Here is a 17747-nt window from a genome sequence, read left to right as displayed (position 1 = left end):
GTGATTTTAGGTATTTTCAATGTCATGATTTAAAAATGGGACAAAAGTGGGGCAAAAACCATACAGATTCTAAACTGTATGGTTCTTTTTTTATCTAACCAAGAAAGGTTAAAACTTATTAAAACAAATGCAATCAACTGTTGAAAACTTTTTAGTCCGTGTAATATAAAAACAAGTAAAAAGTTGAACTATAGGGAATATTGTGTCATAATAGGCAATAGATGAATAATTAATAGATTGGAAATAATGCTTTCTTACCTTAACAAGTTGAATTGGTTATACATTTTTTCGTCGCAATTGTGTCTATCTCTCGAGTTTAGCTAGTTTTTATAAGCTCTGGTTTCTAATCAATATAACAAATTTTAGAAGTGCATAAGACAAGATGGTGACATTACTACAGTCATTTCTAGTCACCATATGTTGCTGGCACAGGCTGTTTGTAGTGTTGGCTATTTACTAGTCAGTTTAATCGTAGTGTTTAATTTTTATTGTTGAAAGGTTTTTATATGGCGAAAATTCTATCTTTAGGTCTGACAGGTAAGAAATTACTTGCTCAGGGGTTCTTGTTTGTTCTGCTAGGTCTCATCTTGATGGTCACGGGGACTTGGTTGCCAGTAACAGTTATTCGCCTGGTTCTGTTTTTAGCTTGGATAGCAACGGTCGTAGATTTGCTATTAAGAGTTTTCAAAAAAAGCCAGTCAACGGATACCTTGGGAGTTGCACTGGTTAAATTGTTAGTGCTGGGATATTTGCTAGGTTCTAATCTTGCGACTGATATACCGATTTATGTTCTGGCTCTTGTGATTGGAGTTTATCAGATTTTTGGGGCCACGATTAATCTTGTCACCTATGTTCTCTACCGTAAAAATAATATTCGACCTCGTTTTCGTCTCTTACTAGATGGTATTCTACTAGTTTTTCTTGGTGGAGCTAGTCTTTTGTCCTCTACGGGAAATTCTGTCTTTCAACTCTTTGTTTTAGGGGCTTATTTTTTCCTTTATGGTCTGTCCAATATCCGTGACGGTTTCTTATTTGAAGGGGAAATTGGGAAAAACCATCTCAAACGTCGTATTAGAATTAGCTTACCTATTGTCCTAGCCGCTCTCATCCCTGCAAGAACTTTAGCAAAAGTTAACAAATTTATGCTGGAAAATGCTGATGAGGAAGAAGATATCCATCTTGGAATAGTGAAGTCTGGTAAGACAGCAGAGCTAGAAATTTTTGTTCATACAGCTGAGACCTCCCTGTTTTCAGCTATTGGTCATGTGGATATCTGCTATCAGGGCCGTGTTATTTCTTATGGCAACTATGATCCGTCATCTGAGACCTTATTTGGTATGGTAGGAGATGGTGTCTTATATTTCTGTGACCGCGATAAGTACATTGATCTATGTAAACGTGAGAGTCAAAAAACGCTTTTTGGTTATGGGATAGATTTGACGCCTGAAATGGAAAAAGCAGTTCAGAAAAAGTTGGCTGAATTGAAACAACTGACGATTCCATGGGAGCCAAGTGCAGATAAAATCATGACAGGTGATGGTAAGGAAGACTACACCTACGCTTATAAAATCAGACATGAGACAGATGGGGAACTTTATAAATTTATCAAATCTAAGTTTAAATCCTACTTTGTCTTATCTACAAACTGTGTGCTCTTGGCTGATACCATAGTCGGTCAGGCTGGCACCGATATCCTCTCACCCAAAGGATTTATCGCTCCAGGAACTTACCAAGCCTACCTTAATCGAGAGTTTGAAAAACCAAATAGTATAGTCGTATCTAAACATGTTTATTAAGGAGAATTTATGAACTTAGTAAAAAAATACACCCCGTTAATACTTTTTATAGGGCTGGTTGCTCTTGTAATTCTGAATGCATCGAGCTTTATATCAGGAGCAATCTCTCTCTTTGATGTAATATCAACCTTGATTTATGGTGCTGTTATTGCTTTTGTGCTTAATGTTCCTATGAAAAAAATTGAACAGTACTTAGTTAAATTGAAGGTAAAGGCAGAGTTGCGTCGTCCGATTGCCATGGTACTTGTTTTCCTAGCTCTTATCTTAATCGTGATTGCTCTTTTGGTTTTGGTGCTGCCAACCCTAGCCCAGACTATTAGTCAGCTGGGAACAGTCCTTTCAACAGTCCTTACTCAACTTGGGAAATTGCTAGGCAGCTCGGAATTTGTAACCAAAGACATGTTGTCAACTATCGTATCAGGCATACAGGGACAATCTAATTCTATTAGCCAAGCTTTGATAGGTTTTTTATCAGGTCTGACTAGTAATATCGGCAATATTTTTTCAAGTTTGATGAATGCCTTTTTGATTATAGTCTTCACCTTTTTATTTTTATCCAGTAAGGAACATTTGGCAGCGATGACGAGTCGACTTCTAAAAGTTTTTCTTCCAGAGAAGGTGGTGATAAAGTTGACTTACATTGGACAAGTAGCACTAGAGACTTATGACCAATTTTTGATGAGTCAGCTGATTGAAGCAGTTATCATAGGAGTTATGATAGCGGTTGGTTACAGCGTGTTTGGGATACCCTATGGAGTAATGACAGGTATCTTTGCAGGAGTGCTATCGTTCATTCCTTATGTAGGGCCTATGATTGCTTGTGTTGTGGGAGCGATTTTTATCTTCACAGTGAGTCCTACTCAAGCCTTACTTTCTCTTCTTCTATATCAAGTTATACAGCTGATTGAAGGAAACCTTATTTATCCTAGAGTTGTAGGTCAATCTATTGGCTTACCAGCCCTTTTCACGCTTGCGGCTGCTAGTATCGGAGGGAATCTTTTCGGACTACTTGGAATGATATTCTTTACCCCCGTATTTGCTGTTATCTATCGACTGGTTAAAGAATTTGTCGTTGCAAAGGAAAATCAGGTAGATTAAGAAAAACTAAATTTAATAAGATATACTGAGAAGAGAGTGAGAGATTCTCTTCTCTTTTATTTTTAAATACTTTTCTACAAAAAGCTATTAGACGTTAAAAAAAGCCTTGGTTTCAAGGCTTATTTCTGTTGATTTAGATGTGCCCCCTGCAGGGCTCGAACCTGCGCCCCATAGCTTAAGAGTCTACTGCTCTACCAACTGAGCTAAGGAGGCAACAGAAAAAGCTGAGAATGTAACTTCCCAGCTATTTTAATATGCCCAAAATGACAGCTAGATTATTTACGAAAGGCATCAAGGATATAGGTGAAACCAACAATTAAAAATGCAAAGGCAACGACATAAACGACAAAGACACTTGTAGCTACTGGATTGAACAAAATCACTAGACCTAGTAAAAATGCAAGCAACGCTATCCACATGATATGGTTGCCAATAATAGGGAAAATCAATCCCAGACGATTGCCTTTAAAGAAAGCTATAATGGCTTCTACAATTAACCAAATTCCTAAAATAGTTGGAATGACAACTGGCAGCGTCACAAAGCCATAGGCAACGAGGTAAAGAGCTAAGAGAAGATTAACAATCCCTTGGAAAAGATGAGCTGGTGAGCGAAGCTCTTTTGGTACAGAGAAATAGCCTAAAATAGCTGCTATAGAAGAAACCAGTAAACCAAATGCAATCCACCAGCTGTAAGCAACAAGATTAGCTACTGGGTTTGTAAATAGGAAAAGTCCTAAAAGGACAAAAACAACTCCTGCAAGGAATAGCAGTAAACGATTAGAAAATTTCATTTCAATACCCCCTATATAGTATAGTATAGTTTGATAATAAAAATATTATACACCTTTTTAGAGGAAATGTCAATAAACAAAATGGAAAATTTGGAAGTTTCAGTCTGATTTATGAAAAGAAAATCAGTTTTTATTATTTTGAAAATAAAAAGAGAAGATAAAATTTGTCTTCTCTACATGAAAATATTGTATGGCATCAAAGCAAAAGTAACTGGCTTTACACTATTTGTTAAGATGTAATTTGGTTCAAAAAGAAAAGATAGATTTAAAAGTGGGGCAAATGATGAGGCAAATCAGTTATAGATAAGCAAAAAAGCCTTGGTTATCAAGGCTTTTCCTGTTGTATTTAGATGCCCCCTACAGGGATCGAACCTGTGACCCACGGATTAAGAGTCCGCTGCTCTGCCAGCTGAGCTAAGGAGGCAAAGAAAAAAGCTGTATTGGTGCCGAAACTTCACGGTTTGTATTGAACCCGCGCAATTAAGCAGGTGGGCAACTCGCTCTAACTGAAGCTGTTTCCGTGTGAGACGGCCTACATGCTGTTAGAAGACTTTTGTTTCCCTAATAATACAAAAAATAGTCGGTCAACACTTAAGTGTGAAGTCGTACACCACAGCGTTTCTATATTTATATGATACCACTTTTTTTAAAAAATTCAAGAGGAAAATTTATTTTTTTTGAAAAGGATTTCACAAGTTTCTTAATTTATCAATGGTTTCCTTACGTTGGGCTAAGGCCCGTTCGTACTTGCCAGTTTCCTCTGGTGAAAAGTAGCTATGATTGCGAATCTTTTCTGGCAAGTAGTCTTGTTTGACCCAGTGTCCAGGATAGTTGTGTGGATAGAGATAGTTTTGAGCGTTGCCCAATTCCTTGCTACCACTATAATGTCCATCACGCAGATGTCGTGGAATGGGCAAATGCCCTGATGTTTTGAGGTCAGCAAGAGCCTTGTCCATAGCCACATAGGCTGAGTTGGATTTTGGAGAAAGGGCCAAATCAATCACGATATTGGCAATGAGAATGCGAGCTTCTGGGAAACCAATTCTTTGTGCAGCATCTAGAGCAGTTACGGTATGAATCTGGGCTTCAGGATTGGCCAAACCAATATCCTCATAGGCAATCACAGTCAAACGACGAGCGAGACTAGGCAGATCCCCAGCTTCAATCAAGCGGGCTGCGTAATGAAGACTGGCATCCACATCCGAGCCGCGGATGGACTTTTGCAGGGCTGAGAGGACATCATAGTGGCCATCCCCATCCTTGTCCATAGTTATATAGCTCCTTTGCAGACTGTTCTCCATGATATCAAGAGTGATATGGCGGATGCCCTTATCATTTTCAGGGGTAGAGAGAACAGCCAAGTCAAGTGAGTTGAAGGCAGAGCGAAGATCTCCGTTTGTAGAGGTTGCGATGAAATCCAGCGCCTCCTCATCTAGCTCTACTGGAAAATCAAAACCACGCTCAGGGTTACTTAGAGCTATCTGAATCGCTTCTTTGACATCTTGATTGGACAGAGGTTCCAACTCAAAAATCTGAACACGGCTACGGATGGCAGGAGTGACAGAAAAGAAGGGATTTTCAGTCGTAGCCCCAATCATGATGACAAGTCCACTTTCCAAGAGAGGAAGGAGAAAGTCTTGCTTGGTTTTGTCAAGACGATGAATCTCGTCTAGTAGCAGTACAAGGCCACCTGAGAATTTAGCTTCTTCAGCAATCTCTTGGAGCCGTTTTTTACTATCAACAGTGGCATTGAAGGTCCGAAAGGCATACTTGGTTGTTCCAGCGATGGCAGAGGCGATACTGGTTTTGCCGATTCCTGGAGGTCCGTAGAGAATCATGGAAGACAGACGATTGGCTTCCACCATACGACGGATAATTTTTCCAGGTCCTACCAGATGCTTTTGACCGATGACTTGGTCGATAGTTTTAGGGCGCATGCGAAGCGCGAGGTTGTCTGGCATAGCAGTCCTTTCTAACATGGATTTTCTGATGTATATGTGGTAAGATGGTAGTATCTATTTTAGCATATTTCCGAGCAATCGGGGCGATTAAAGAGTCGCATAGAAAGAGGACAAAATGGCAACATACGGATTTTTAGATGTTTTAGAGGAAGAATTGGACAAGAACTTTCCTTTTGACTATGAGATTAGCTGGGACAAGCGCAACCACGCGGTTGAAGTGAGTTTTCTCTTGGAAGCGCAAAACGCTACAGGTGTGGAGATGGTGGATGAAGACGGAGAGGTTTCTTCGGATGATATTCTCTTTGAAGAAGCAGTGCTTTTTTACAATCCTGCTAAGTCAACAGTTAATGCAGACGATTATCTGACTGTCATTCCTTACTTACCAAAGAAAGGCTTCTCTCGTGAATTTTTAAACTATTTTTCACTGTTTCTTAAGGATACAGCTGAGATTGGCTTAGATGCGCTTATGGACTTTTTGGAAGACCCAGAAGCAGAAGAGTTCGTCATGGAATGGAACCAAGAAGTCTTTGAAGAAGGAAAAGTCGGCTTGGAAGAAGGAGAATTTTATCCTTATCCGAGGTATTAGGAAGAAGACAAGCTTGATTTGAGTAAATGTAAAGGGGGGTAAATTTTGACAGCGGAAAAAAAATATATTGGTGCTTATAGCCGAGATGCTAGAGACTATTTTTCATTATTGCCGACAGAACGAGAAATAGTAGAGCAGTTGCAGGTTATATACAGAGAAGAGAAAGGGATTTTTGTCTTATGTGGTAACAGAGGATCAGGAAAATCAAGTCTGAAAAATATTTCTTTGGAATCTGTTAAAAATCGTAGAGGTGCTAAAGATGACAAAGAAATTCTTGTAGTGAATGTATCTTTTTTTAGTGGTAATAAAGATTTTCATAGAGAAATTTTGATGCAAATTCCTAACGCTATTACCAGAAGAATGAACGATATTGAACGTGATATTGGTGATTATGTTTATAATGATGGCAGGTATTATCCGACTCTAGAGTATAATGCTAAGGAAAAAGTAAAAAAATATGATTGGTTAGAACAGAATCAAAGAAGCAAAAATTTTTCAATAATACGTAAAAGGTTGAAAAAAATTGAGGAAAAATTTGAGATTGATTCAAATATTTATAATTTATGCAACGAGTTATCAAATCAAACTAGTAATTTATTTGAACAGTTTAAGCTTTTAAATAAACAGAACGAACTCCAAAACAGTAAGTTTCCTATGTTTCAAAAAAATAGAGTAGATATTTCAAATTTTCGAAAAAACATTGACGAACTGTATCAAAAGGTTGAGTATTTTGAAAAAAAAGCGAGCGAGCTGATAAAATTAGAGGAGTTCTTGCTTATTTCTCAACAACAGCTACAGTATTTTGATGTAGAAATAACAGATACAAAAAGATATTTAGAATCAACTACTTCAGATATATCAGCCGAGTCATCTATTGATTTAAGTGCTGATATAGGAATAATAAAATCGGGATTACAATTAAGAGGGAAAATTTCTTCAAATAATAATGAAGAGTTGTCTCGGGAGTTAAAAAGTATTGTTACTGAGGAGTTAAAAGAGCGTCAGTTACTACGGCTTCTGAAAAACATGTCTGAATACTTTAATATCACTTTTTCCATTGATGAATTAGATAAATGTAATAAAGCTACAATTATTGATATGATTGATAAAAATAAAAGGTTATTCTTTGATTGTAATGTTTCGACATTGCTAATTACAGATATATCCACTGCAATATCTTTATTGGAAAAATCAGATTATATTTCTGAACCTAATATCATTGTTGTCCCTGATTTAGGTATTTTGGATTATATTCACAGGATTAATAATAAAGGGCTACCCCTAAGTTATAATTTTATTACTATTCTAGATTCCTATTTCGTGAATAGAATGAATAATAGGGAGTTAAATTATGGTAGAAAATATGAGGGAAGAACTTATTATTCCAAGGGATTTGAACTTTACAAGTTTATGAATTCCACTCTTTATAAAGGTATAAATGAACTTTATAGACCGATGATATTGAAATTTTATTGGGAGTTAATTGACTTACTAGATTTTGTCGGGGAATTATCTAAAGAAGAATATGAACAATTTGAGAATAGTTTTTTTAATAATAATGACTTGCATTCTTTAAAAATTAAGTTTATACTGCGTAAAATAATAGATCAATTAACGACACAATCTTTTGATTACTCTTTTACTCTCGAGGATAGTCGAAGTCGGTATGGACATACTAAATCACTGACTGAGTTTAATAATAAGAAATCCCATATTCGCGAATTTTTGCAGCAAATAGCTTCAAAACCAACGATACTTTCAGATGAGACTGCTTTTTTAAAAATTAATCATATAGACTCTCAAACTGAGGAATTTTACTACTTTGATATAGAATTCTCAGATTATCTAAAAAAATTGGGTATTGATGATGAAAAGTTCAAAAATATCTTGTTGCAATTATCTGAACCAGGAAAGAAAGGTATATATGATGGAAGAACTTATCGTTTTGCAGAGGAATTTTATGATCCTTCTCAAGGAGTTGATGATGCACGAGCCATTGTAGAGAGAGAAAATACAGTTGGTGTCATTTTATTCTATCCATATGATTATTCGGAGAATGCTAATCCAAATCACCAGCCACTACGAAATGGTATTATTGTAACTGTAACTGATTTTGATGAATTTATACTATATCCATACATAGGTTATAGTGGTCTACATTCTCACGAACCATCTCGTCTCACAGAATTTAAAGAAGAATTGAGTGATCAAAATATCCTAGTTTACGAAGTAGAAGATGAAAATTTATGGAAAGGATGTTTCGAAAAAGATAATACAGACCTCAAAGATAAAATTTTTGAGGTCTGTAAAAAAGAAATAAAAAGATGGCTTAGTGATATGAAATATAGAGCCAACAGGTAAACATCTTGGTTAAATCATTGATTTATATTGTTATGTTATTAAAGATCGTTATATCTCCTTAGCAATATTTAATCTTCCCAAGACTAATGAAAGTTATTCGAATGAATTTTTATCATGAAAATACTAGACAATTTAGTTTGTCAAACAGAAAACAAATAACAGTAGGGCGGTGCGAGACGAGAAACGCTACTATGCAAACTGGTTAGAGGAGCTGGAGAAGGCATTAGCTGAAGGAGTCTAACATGGAAATCGAAATTACTGATTTTACAGGCTGTAAGATTGCCCTTTTTTGTGGGGATAGGATTTTAACTATCTTGCGGGATGATAAGTCCAGCATTCCTTGGCCCAATATGTGGGAGTTGCCATGTGGTGGAAAGAGTGTCAGGGAAAATCTGATATAGTATTGCATTAAAAGAATATCCTTTCAAGGTTATTCTTTTTATTTTGTCCCAAAATAGTTGATTTCGTCCCAAAAATATAGTATTATTTGTGTAAGGAGGAATGAATCATGAAAAAATCAGATGTTCTTGATTTAATAAAGTATCATTATGAGGGCAGAGAGACAGAATTTAGAAATCAATCCATAGCAATTGCTCGGAACTTCAATAAACATGGTGATACACAATTAGCACAATATATTATGGGGTTAATGTCCCAAAGTGATAGATTCATGCCACAAATAGAGAATCCTAGTGAGTATTTGACTCCTGCTAAACTAGATATTGGTCCTCTCCCATTGCCTCTTTCACTTATGAATGATTTAAAAGGAATAATAAACGCTGTCAATCATCATATTGGAATAAATAAATTTTTATTTGTGGGATCTCCAGGTACTGGGAAAACTGAAAGTGTAAAGCAGGTGGCTAGACTTATTGGCAAGGAATTACTTGTAGTAGATTTCAGTCACTTAGTAGATAGTAAGCTGGGGCAAACAGTCAAAAACTTAGCAACTCTTTTTAATGAAATCAATAATCTTCCTTTCAAACAAAATTATATCATCCTATTTGATGAAATTGATTCCATAGTACTGGATAGGGTTAATCAGAATGATTTGAGAGAAATGGGACGAGTGACTTCTGCCTTTTTAAAGGAGTTGGATAGGCTGTCACCAGAAATTGTATTAATTGCAACAACAAATCTTTTTGAAAATCTTGATAAAGCAGTTACGAGAAGATTCGATGCCATAATTGACTTTGACCGTTATACTGATGAAGATAAAGTAGAAGTAGCTACTATTATTTTAAATGAGTTATTAAAGCAATTTAAGAATGTAGCCAGAGATTTGAAATTATTTAAAAAAATTATATATAGTTCTAATACAATTCCAAATCCAGGTGATTTAAGGAATATGATACGAACATCATTGGCATTTAGTGATCCACAAGATCCACATGATTATCAAAAACGTCTCTTAAGAAGTTTGCATAGTGGAAAAAATTTATCTATTTCTAAATTATCAGAATTAGGTTTTACAGTTAGAGAAATTGAAATTTTAACAGGTGTTTCTAAAAGTAGTGTATCACGAGAATTAAGCGAGGGTTGACATGAATACATTATTGACATTACGTGGAAAAAGTTTTACACAAAAATCAAGAAATAATGGTATGGGACCAATAACTATACCCAAAAAAGCAATAATTACATTGGAACATTTGAAGTATCTTCATTTTTCATTAGAAGAAACGAAAACATATTGGGAAAAAAATAATATTATCGATGGTATTTTGATCAGTATTTACTATAATCGAATTGTTGCCAAAAGTAACCGTATTAATGGCTATTTCAATGTAGGAGGAGGGAATCCATTCCCTAATGATACCATTGTGGGAGCAAAATTCAATGAGGAGAAGACAAAACATATTGTTACTCATTATATTTCTAGAGATACTCTTAATAAAACAATAACCGTTTTAAGTAAGATAATTGAAGTTTTTGAGGAACATTTTGATAGAGCGATAACATGTGAGATGTTCTCTGATTCATCAACGTTTGCTTCTATAAATTTTTCGGAGTATGGTATTTCAAAAAGCAAATTTCAACAGTATTTGAGAGATTCTTGCTTTATTGAGAATTTTGGGGTTGAGCACACTACTGTTTCTGATATTCAAAATTCTATCGTGACATTTTATGATGTCCATACAGACATTTTTAGATTACTGAATAAATTAAATATTGATATTTCAGAAGCTAATATTATGAATCAGACCACGGTCTTGCTTGATGAAAAAAATATTGAATTGCTACTATCAAAAGCTCCCTATCTTGTCTCCATGATTGTGGAAGATTTTTCTAAGTTATCTATAGATGATTTTTCTTTAGATAATAATGATTTAAAAATAAATCTTCCATCTCCAATGAACGAACCAGTTGTTGGCGTTATTGATACCTTATTTGACAAAAGAGTTTACTTTAATGAGTGGGTAGAATATCATGATTTCGTCTCACCTGATATTAGAAAAGATAGCCAAGATTACAAGCATGGGACAGCTGTGACTTCTTTAATCGTTGATGGAGTCAATTTGAACCCTAATCTGGATGATGGTTGTGGAAATTTTAGAGTAAGGCATTTTGGTGTGTCACTACAAAGTGGATTTAATTCATTTACAATCATAAAACAGATAAAAGAGATTGTTTCTCAGAATTCTGATATTAAGGTTTGGAATCTTTCTTTAGGGTCCAATGATGAAATAAGAGAAAATTTTATCTCTGCAGAGGGAGCTTTATTAGACGAAATTCAATTTGAGAATGATGTAATTTTTATTATAGCTGGGACAAATGCTTCAGTAATAAATGGGAAACGTAAAAGAATAGGTGCTCCTGCTGATTCACTTAATTCTATAATAGTAAATTCTGTTGATTTTAATAATCAATCAGTGTCATATTCACGAGAGGGTATTGTTTTATCATTCTTTGTTAAACCAGATGTGTCATATTATGGAGGGGGAAATGGTGACTTTATAAATGTTTGTGAACCTCTAGGATTAGGTCGTGTAGCTGGAACAAGTTTTGCGGCACCTTTTATTGCAAGGAAAATGGCCTATCTCATTCATATTATGGGACTTAGCCGAGAAGAAGCAAAGGCTTTGCTAATTGATGCAGCAATACCCTGGAATGATAAGAAAACATTCACTGATTTATCTTTGATAGGAAATGGTATTGTTCCAATAAAAATGGATGATATTTTATCTACACCTGATGATGAAATTAAATTTATTGTGTCAGATATCTCTAGGGCTTATGATACGTATAATTATGATTTTCCAGTACCTATTTCTAGTGAGAGTTATCCATATGTAGCTAAGGCAACAATGTGTTATTTCCCTAACTGCTCAAGAAATCAAGGGGTTGATTATACAAATACTGAGATGCAGATTACTTTTGGTAGGTTAAAGTCAGACGGTATCGAATCGATAAATAAAGACAACCAGCATGCCGAAGATACCCCAGGATATGTGAGAGAAAACGCAGCTAGAAATATATTTAGGAAATGGGATAATGTCAAGCATATTGGAGAGTCGTTTACTTCTAGAAAGAGAGCTAAAGCAATTTTAAATCCATCTAATCCTCAGTGGGGGATGAGCATTAAAACAATCGAACGTTTGAAAAGTGGTGATGGACAAGGAGTACGTTTTGGTGTAGTAGTTACATTAAAAGAATTAAATGGGGTTAATCGTATTGAAGATTTTATTCAGCAAGCTGAATTAAGAGGTTGGCTAGTTAATAGATTACAAGTTGAGTCTCAAGTAGATCTCTTTAATAGTTTAAATGAAGAAATTGAATTTGAATAGTGGATATTTTAACCTTATTTTAGATATTAGGAATACAAGAGGGCAAAGATATGAATATCACCTATATCGTCGGAAATGGTTTGGATTTACAATATGGTTTGAAAACAAGATATAAGGATTTCTATGAATTTCAAAATAAGGTTTACATAAGTAGGAAAGAGAATGAGGAGGAATATTCAAATTTTATTTATGATTCGCTATTTTCTGATAAAGTAAATGATTATGAAAATTGGTCAGATTTTGAATTGTCAATTGGTAAATTGACAAAAGATAACGACCTCATCTTCTCAAGTATAGAAATGAAGGAGAAGTTTATAGATGATTTTAGTGAAGTAGTTGATGATTTAAGAGAACATCTACGCATACAACAAGAAAAAAATCTTGAGAAAGGTAATGCAATTGACTTTATAAGCACTCTAGATGATATGATAACCTCTCTCCCTGTAATTAATCAACCTGCTATCAATAAAAAATATAATGAAAATCTATATCAACACGATATTGTGAATATATTAACTCTTAATTACACAAATGTTATCGATAAATTATATAATGAGTCAGCAAAATCATTCAGGAATCAATTACGAGCTAATCTTTATAATTTTTATATTGAGCCACCAATTCATGCACATGGGACTGTGGATGTCTGCACGGTTTTAGGGGTTAGTGATGAAACACAAATTTCAAATAGTTTAGAAGAAGAACAAAAGGAATCTCTAATAAAAAGTTTAGTTTTGAAAAACTATAGAGAAAATATGGATGTTAAAAATAGTGATATTATAAAAAACTCTGATATTATTATTCTCTATGGGGTTTCTTTGGGAGAGACTGATAGGTATATCTGGAGTCAAATCGCTGAACGATCAATCAGTAGTTCTGTTCCTGTCATAATTTATAATTATGTACCAAATTTTGATCCAGGAAACCCCACTAGGGTGAAACGTTTATACAGAAAGGTAGAAGATAAATTCATACAGAATAGTGGTATTGATTTAGAGTTAGAGAAGAAATTAAGAGATAATCTTATTGTTGTTATTGGAAAGACTATTTTTAACCTGATGGAAAGGTAAGCACAGTACAAAATGGAAACATGGCAAGAGTTAAAAGTTACAGTGAAGCGTGAGGGGGAGGAGCTGGTCTCCAATCTCTTGATTGAGCTGGGGGCGCAAGGTGTTGCGATCGAAGACAGCATGGACTATGTGGGGAATGTCGACCGTTTTGGTGAGATCTTCCCAGAGGTGGAGCAGCAAGAAGAAATCGTGGTGACAGCCTACTACCCTGATACGGTTGATGTGGCAGTGGTTGAGGCAGATTTGCAGGCTCATTTAGCAGAACTGACAGACTTTATGGATCTAGGAGAGGTCAAGATGGGCACGACTGCCTTGGCTGAGGAAGACTGGGCAGACAACTGGAAGAAATATTATGAGCCAGCTCGCATTACTCATGACTTGACCATCGTGCCATCCTGGACGGACTACGAGGCGACTGCTGGAGAAAAGATTATCAAGCTGGATCCAGGCATGGCTTTTGGGACTGGAACGCATCCAACGACCAAGATGAGCCTTTTTGCCTTGGAGCAGGTTCTTCGTGGTGGCGAAACGGTGCTAGATGTGGGAACTGGTTCAGGTGTCCTCTCCATTGCCTGCTCGCTACTTGGTGCCAAGAAAATTTTCGCCTATGACCTGGATGATGTGGCGGTTCGGGTGGCTCAGGAAAATATCGAGCTCAACCCTGGCATGGAAAACATCCATGTTGCTGCTGGAGATTTGCTCAAGGGTGTGGAGATTGAAGCAGATGTCATTGTGGCCAATATCTTGGCGGATATTCTCAATCATCTGACAGACGATGCTTATCGTTTGGTCAAGGACGAAGGCTACCTGATCATGAGTGGGATTATCAAGGACAAGTGGGACATGGTGCGCGAGTCAGCTGAGTCAGCTGGATTTTTCCTTGAAACCCACATGATTCAAGGGGAATGGAATGCCTGTGTCTTTAAGAAGACCAAGGATATTTCTGGTGTGATTGGAGGCTAGCATGCAGCAGTATTTTGTCAAAGGCAGTGCAATCTCTCCTGTAACTATCGAGGACAAGGAAACCATCAAGCATATGTTTCAGGTCATGCGGCTGAAAGAAGAGGATGAGGTGACCTTGGTCTTTGATGATGGCATCAAGCGTTTGGCGCGCGTGATAGATGTGGAAGCGCGTCAGTTTGAGTTGGTTCAAGAATTAGCTGACAATGTGGAACTGCCCGTTCAAGTCACCATTGCATCTGGCTTTCCCAAGGGAGACAAGCTGGAGTTTATTACTCAGAAAGTAACAGAACTAGGAGCTAGTCAAATCTGGGCCTTTCCTGCCGACTGGTCAGTTGCCAAATGGGATGGTAAGAAATTGGGTAAAAAGGTTGAAAAGCTAGAAAAAATTGCCCTTGGAGCAGCAGAACAAAGCAAGCGTAATATTGTACCAAGTATCCAGCTTTTTGAGAAAAAAGCAGATTTTCTAGCCCAGCTGGACCAGTTTGACTCAATTGTGGTGGCTTATGAAGAATCAGCAAAAGAGGGAGAAGCTGCTGCGCTCTTACAAGCAGTCACTGGTCTTGAAAAAGGAGCCAAATTGCTCTTTATTTTTGGCCCAGAAGGTGGTCTCTCACCAGCAGAAATTGAAAGTTTTGAAGCTAAAGGAGCTGTTTTTGCAGGACTTGGCCCTCGCATCTTGCGAGCAGAAACAGCGCCACTTTACGCCTTATCTGCCCTTAGTGTTTTAGTAGAATTAGAGAAATAAGAGGAAGAAAATGGAACAAAAACACCGTTCAGAATTTCCAGAAAAGGAACTTTGGGACTTAACTGCCCTATACCAAGACCGTGAGGATTTCTTGCGAGCAATCGAGAAAGCTCGCGAAGATATCAACCAATTTAGCCGTGATTACAAGGGCAATCTTCATACGTTTGAGGATTTTGAAAAGGCCTTTGCGGAATTGGAACAAATCTACATTCAGATGAGTCATATCGGCAATTACGCCTTTATGCCTCAGACGACAGACTATAGCAATGAAGAATTTGCCAATATTGCCCAAGCTGGGATGGAATTTGAAACAGATGCCAGCGTAGCCTTGACCTTCTTTGACGATGCCTTGGTGGCAGCAGACGAGGAAGTCTTGGACCGTTTGGGTGAATTGCCACATTTGACGGCAGCCATTCGTCAGGCCAAAATCAAAAAAGCCCACTACCTAGGGGCTGATGTGGAGAAGGCCTTAACCAATCTCGGTGAAGTTTTCTACAGTCCTCAGGATATTTATACTAAGATGCGAGCTGGGGACTTTGAAATGGCTGACTTTGAAGCCAATGGCAAGACCTACAAAAACAGCTTTGTTACCTATGAGAATTTCTACCAAAACCACGAGGACGCTGAGGTTCGTGAGAAATCCTTCCGTTCCTTCTCAGAAGGACTACGTAAGCACCAAAATACGGCTGCCGCAGCCTATCTAGCTCAAGTCAAGTCGGAAAAACTCTTGGCTGATATGAAGGGCTACGACTCAGTCTTTGATTATCTTCTGGCTGAGCAAGAAGTGGATCGTGCCATGTTTGATCGTCAGATAGACCTCATCATGAAGGACTTTGCACCAGTAGCTCAGAGATACCTCAAGCATGTTGCCAAGGTCAATGGACTTGAAAAGATGACCTTTGCAGACTGGAAATTGGATTTGGACAGCGCCCTCAATCCTGAAGTGACTATTGATGATGCCTATGATTTGGTCATGAAGTCAGTTGAACCTTTGGGACAAGAATATTGTCAGGAAGTTGCTCGCTATCAAGAAGAACGTTGGGTGGACTTCGCTGCTAATAGTGGCAAGGATTCTGGCGGTTATGCGGCGGATCCATATCGCGTGCACCCTTATGTCCTCATGAGCTGGACTGGTCGTTTGAGTGATGTCTATACCTTGATTCATGAAATTGGGCATTCTGGTCAATTTATCTTTTCAGACAATTACCAAAGCTACTTTAATGCCCACATGTCGACCTACTACGTTGAAGCGCCATCAACCTTCAATGAATTGCTTCTCAGTGACTACTTGGAGTACCAGTCTGATGACCCACGTCAAAAACGCTTTGCCCTTGCCCACCGCTTAACAGATACCTACTTCCATAATTTCATCACCCACCTCTTGGAAGCAGCCTTCCAGCGTAAGGTTTATACATTGATTGAAGAAGGGGAAACCTTTGGAGCAAGCAAGCTCAACAGCATTATGAAGGAAGTTTTGACAGATTTCTGGGGAGATGCTATTGAAATTGACGACGATGCGGCCTTGACTTGGATGCGCCAAGCTCACTATTACATGGGCTTGTATAGCTACACCTACTCTGCTGGTCTTGTCATCTCGACTGCTGGCTATCTCCATCTGAAAAACTCTGAAACTGGAGCTGAAGACTGGCTCAACCTCCTCAAATCAGGTGGCAGTAAGACACCGCTTGAGTCAGCCATGATTATCGGAGCGGATATTTCAACGGACAAACCACTCCGTGATACGATTCAGTTTCTGTCTGAAACAGTTGACCAGATTATCGCCTACAGTGCTGAGTTGGGAGAGTAAGGGTATCCAGTGTCGGATTTAAGACGGTTTATCGATAAGATGAATACACAAAAATCACCTGTTTGAGGTGATTTTTTTATGCTTTAAAGATTTATTCAAATTTTCCTTTATTGGCCTCGTTTGAAGCCTTCATGCTAATTTGTAAAAGGTTGGCGAGATTTTCATTATCAAGGCTAGCTTCTCCATTATTATCCACTTTTATGGCAAGGTAATGGGTGTTACGATCAAGATAATCCATGCCCTCTAGGTCTACGTAGTTGTCAGCTTTAAAATCAAGCGCCGCTAATTGATAAACAAATCGAATATTTAGAGCTTTAGCATAGTCTGTTTCAAGAACCTTTTGTTGTTCTTCTACCAGTCCTTGAAAGAATTCGAGATTGTCTGTGTGATAGGATGCTTTGACTTCATATTGGTAAGTATCTACAGCTGGGGATATAAATTTCAAATAAACCATGTCGCCCTCCACCTTATAGTCCTCAAGAGTATAGGCACCTGCTTTTCCTAATGCATTGGTGTTGACCTTGAAAAACATTGGTGCATAAATTTTCAGAGGATATTTTTCTCCCTTATACTCAAAGATGGTATCATTTGAAAAATTCGGACGGATTTTAGTTAACTCAGGGACTAAATATTCGTTCCAAATCTTATCAAATAACTCTTCTTGATTGCTAGCACTCGCTGATTTCACAACTAGGTCAAAATTTTCTTGATTGACAAAGACAGCATCCACTAATTTGAGGGCTGTTTGAACCTTAGGATCCGAAATTTCCTTTTTCTTTTT

13 protein-coding genes, 2 tRNA genes and 1 pseudogene are annotated in these 17747 nt (G+C 37.3%); 11 read left to right on the top strand and 5 right to left on the bottom strand.

Annotated elements, in window-relative coordinates:
- Positions 1-506 precede the first annotated feature (506 nt).
- Together GMD1S_RS10980 and GMD1S_RS10975 are read left to right on the top strand one after the other, a co-directional pair.
- On the top strand, positions 507-1796 hold the full coding sequence (locus GMD1S_RS10980; RefSeq protein ID WP_001062785.1) for a membrane protein: 1290 nt from the start codon (positions 507-509) through the stop codon (positions 1794-1796).
- Positions 1797-1805: 9 nt separating this feature from the next.
- A complete protein-coding gene (locus tag GMD1S_RS10975; RefSeq protein ID WP_001055015.1) occupies positions 1806-2894 on the top strand; it encodes an AI-2E family transporter in 1089 nt (362 codons plus the stop codon).
- Between the two features lie 140 nt (positions 2895-3034).
- Here the strand turns inward: GMD1S_RS10975 and GMD1S_RS10970 are convergent.
- The 4 genes from GMD1S_RS10970 to GMD1S_RS10955 all read right to left on the bottom strand — a co-directional run bounded on the left by GMD1S_RS10970 (position 3035) and on the right by GMD1S_RS10955 (position 5646).
- Positions 3035-3107 (bottom strand) — tRNA-Lys (locus GMD1S_RS10970).
- A gap of 62 nt (positions 3108-3169) precedes the next feature.
- Complete coding sequence (locus GMD1S_RS10965) at positions 3170-3685, bottom strand: DUF308 domain-containing protein (protein WP_000672739.1); 516 nt, start codon at positions 3683-3685, stop codon at positions 3170-3172.
- A gap of 351 nt (positions 3686-4036) precedes the next feature.
- Positions 4037-4109 (bottom strand) — tRNA-Lys (locus GMD1S_RS10960).
- Positions 4110-4374: 265 nt separating this feature from the next.
- On the bottom strand, positions 4375-5646 hold the full coding sequence (locus tag GMD1S_RS10955; protein WP_001113236.1) for a replication-associated recombination protein A: 1272 nt from the start codon (positions 5644-5646) through the stop codon (positions 4375-4377).
- A 115-nt stretch (positions 5647-5761) separates the two neighbouring features.
- Between GMD1S_RS10955 and GMD1S_RS10950 the strand changes: the two genes are divergently transcribed.
- The 9 genes and pseudogenes from GMD1S_RS10950 to pepF all read left to right on the top strand — a co-directional run bounded on the left by GMD1S_RS10950 (position 5762) and on the right by pepF (position 16966).
- Positions 5762-6232 carry a DUF3013 family protein gene (locus GMD1S_RS10950; RefSeq protein ID WP_000257116.1) on the top strand — a complete coding sequence of 157 codons (471 nt, stop codon included), beginning with the start codon at positions 5762-5764 and terminating at the stop codon, positions 6230-6232.
- 45 nt (positions 6233-6277) lie between these two features.
- A complete protein-coding gene (locus GMD1S_RS10945) occupies positions 6278-8593 on the top strand; it encodes a P-loop NTPase fold protein (protein WP_000123177.1) in 2316 nt (771 codons plus the stop codon).
- Positions 8594-8835: 242 nt separating this feature from the next.
- Positions 8836-8970 (top strand): annotated as a pseudogene (locus GMD1S_RS10940) (DNA mismatch repair protein MutT); the annotation flags it as partial.
- A 131-nt stretch (positions 8971-9101) separates the two neighbouring features.
- Positions 9102-10136, top strand: coding sequence for an ATP-binding protein (locus tag GMD1S_RS10935; protein ID WP_000747917.1), 1035 nt, complete (start codon positions 9102-9104; stop codon positions 10134-10136).
- A 61-nt stretch (positions 10137-10197) separates the two neighbouring features.
- Positions 10198-12381: a S8 family peptidase gene (locus tag GMD1S_RS10930; protein WP_000529014.1), complete on the top strand. Its 2184-nt coding sequence runs from the start codon at positions 10198-10200 to the stop codon at positions 12379-12381.
- Positions 12382-12431: 50 nt separating this feature from the next.
- Complete coding sequence (locus tag GMD1S_RS10925; RefSeq protein WP_001028050.1) at positions 12432-13451, top strand: AbiH family protein; 1020 nt, start codon at positions 12432-12434, stop codon at positions 13449-13451.
- A gap of 12 nt (positions 13452-13463) precedes the next feature.
- Positions 13464-14414, top strand: a complete 951-nt coding sequence (gene prmA / locus GMD1S_RS10920) for a 50S ribosomal protein L11 methyltransferase (protein ID WP_000451142.1) — start codon at positions 13464-13466, stop codon at positions 14412-14414.
- A gap of 1 nt (position 14415) precedes the next feature.
- The gene (locus tag GMD1S_RS10915; protein WP_001188184.1) at positions 14416-15159 is read left to right on the top strand and encodes a 16S rRNA (uracil(1498)-N(3))-methyltransferase; all 744 of its coding nucleotides are present in this window, start codon (positions 14416-14418) and stop codon (positions 15157-15159) included.
- 10 nt (positions 15160-15169) lie between these two features.
- Positions 15170-16966 carry an oligoendopeptidase F gene (gene pepF / locus GMD1S_RS10910; protein ID WP_000435561.1) on the top strand — a complete coding sequence of 599 codons (1797 nt, stop codon included), beginning with the start codon at positions 15170-15172 and terminating at the stop codon, positions 16964-16966.
- Positions 16967-17057: 91 nt separating this feature from the next.
- On the opposite strand, the gene GMD1S_RS12500 is transcribed toward pepF, so the two are convergent.
- The coding region (locus tag GMD1S_RS12500; RefSeq protein WP_000596374.1) for a hypothetical protein at positions 17058-17747 on the bottom strand (690 nt) is incomplete at its 5' end.

The sequence above is a fragment of the Streptococcus sp. GMD1S genome, from assembly GCF_000296875.1.
Taxonomy (GTDB): Bacteria; Bacillota; Bacilli; order Lactobacillales; family Streptococcaceae; genus Streptococcus.
The sequence above is the reverse complement of the archived record's forward strand: the minus strand, read 5'-3'. Positions and strand labels throughout refer to the sequence as shown.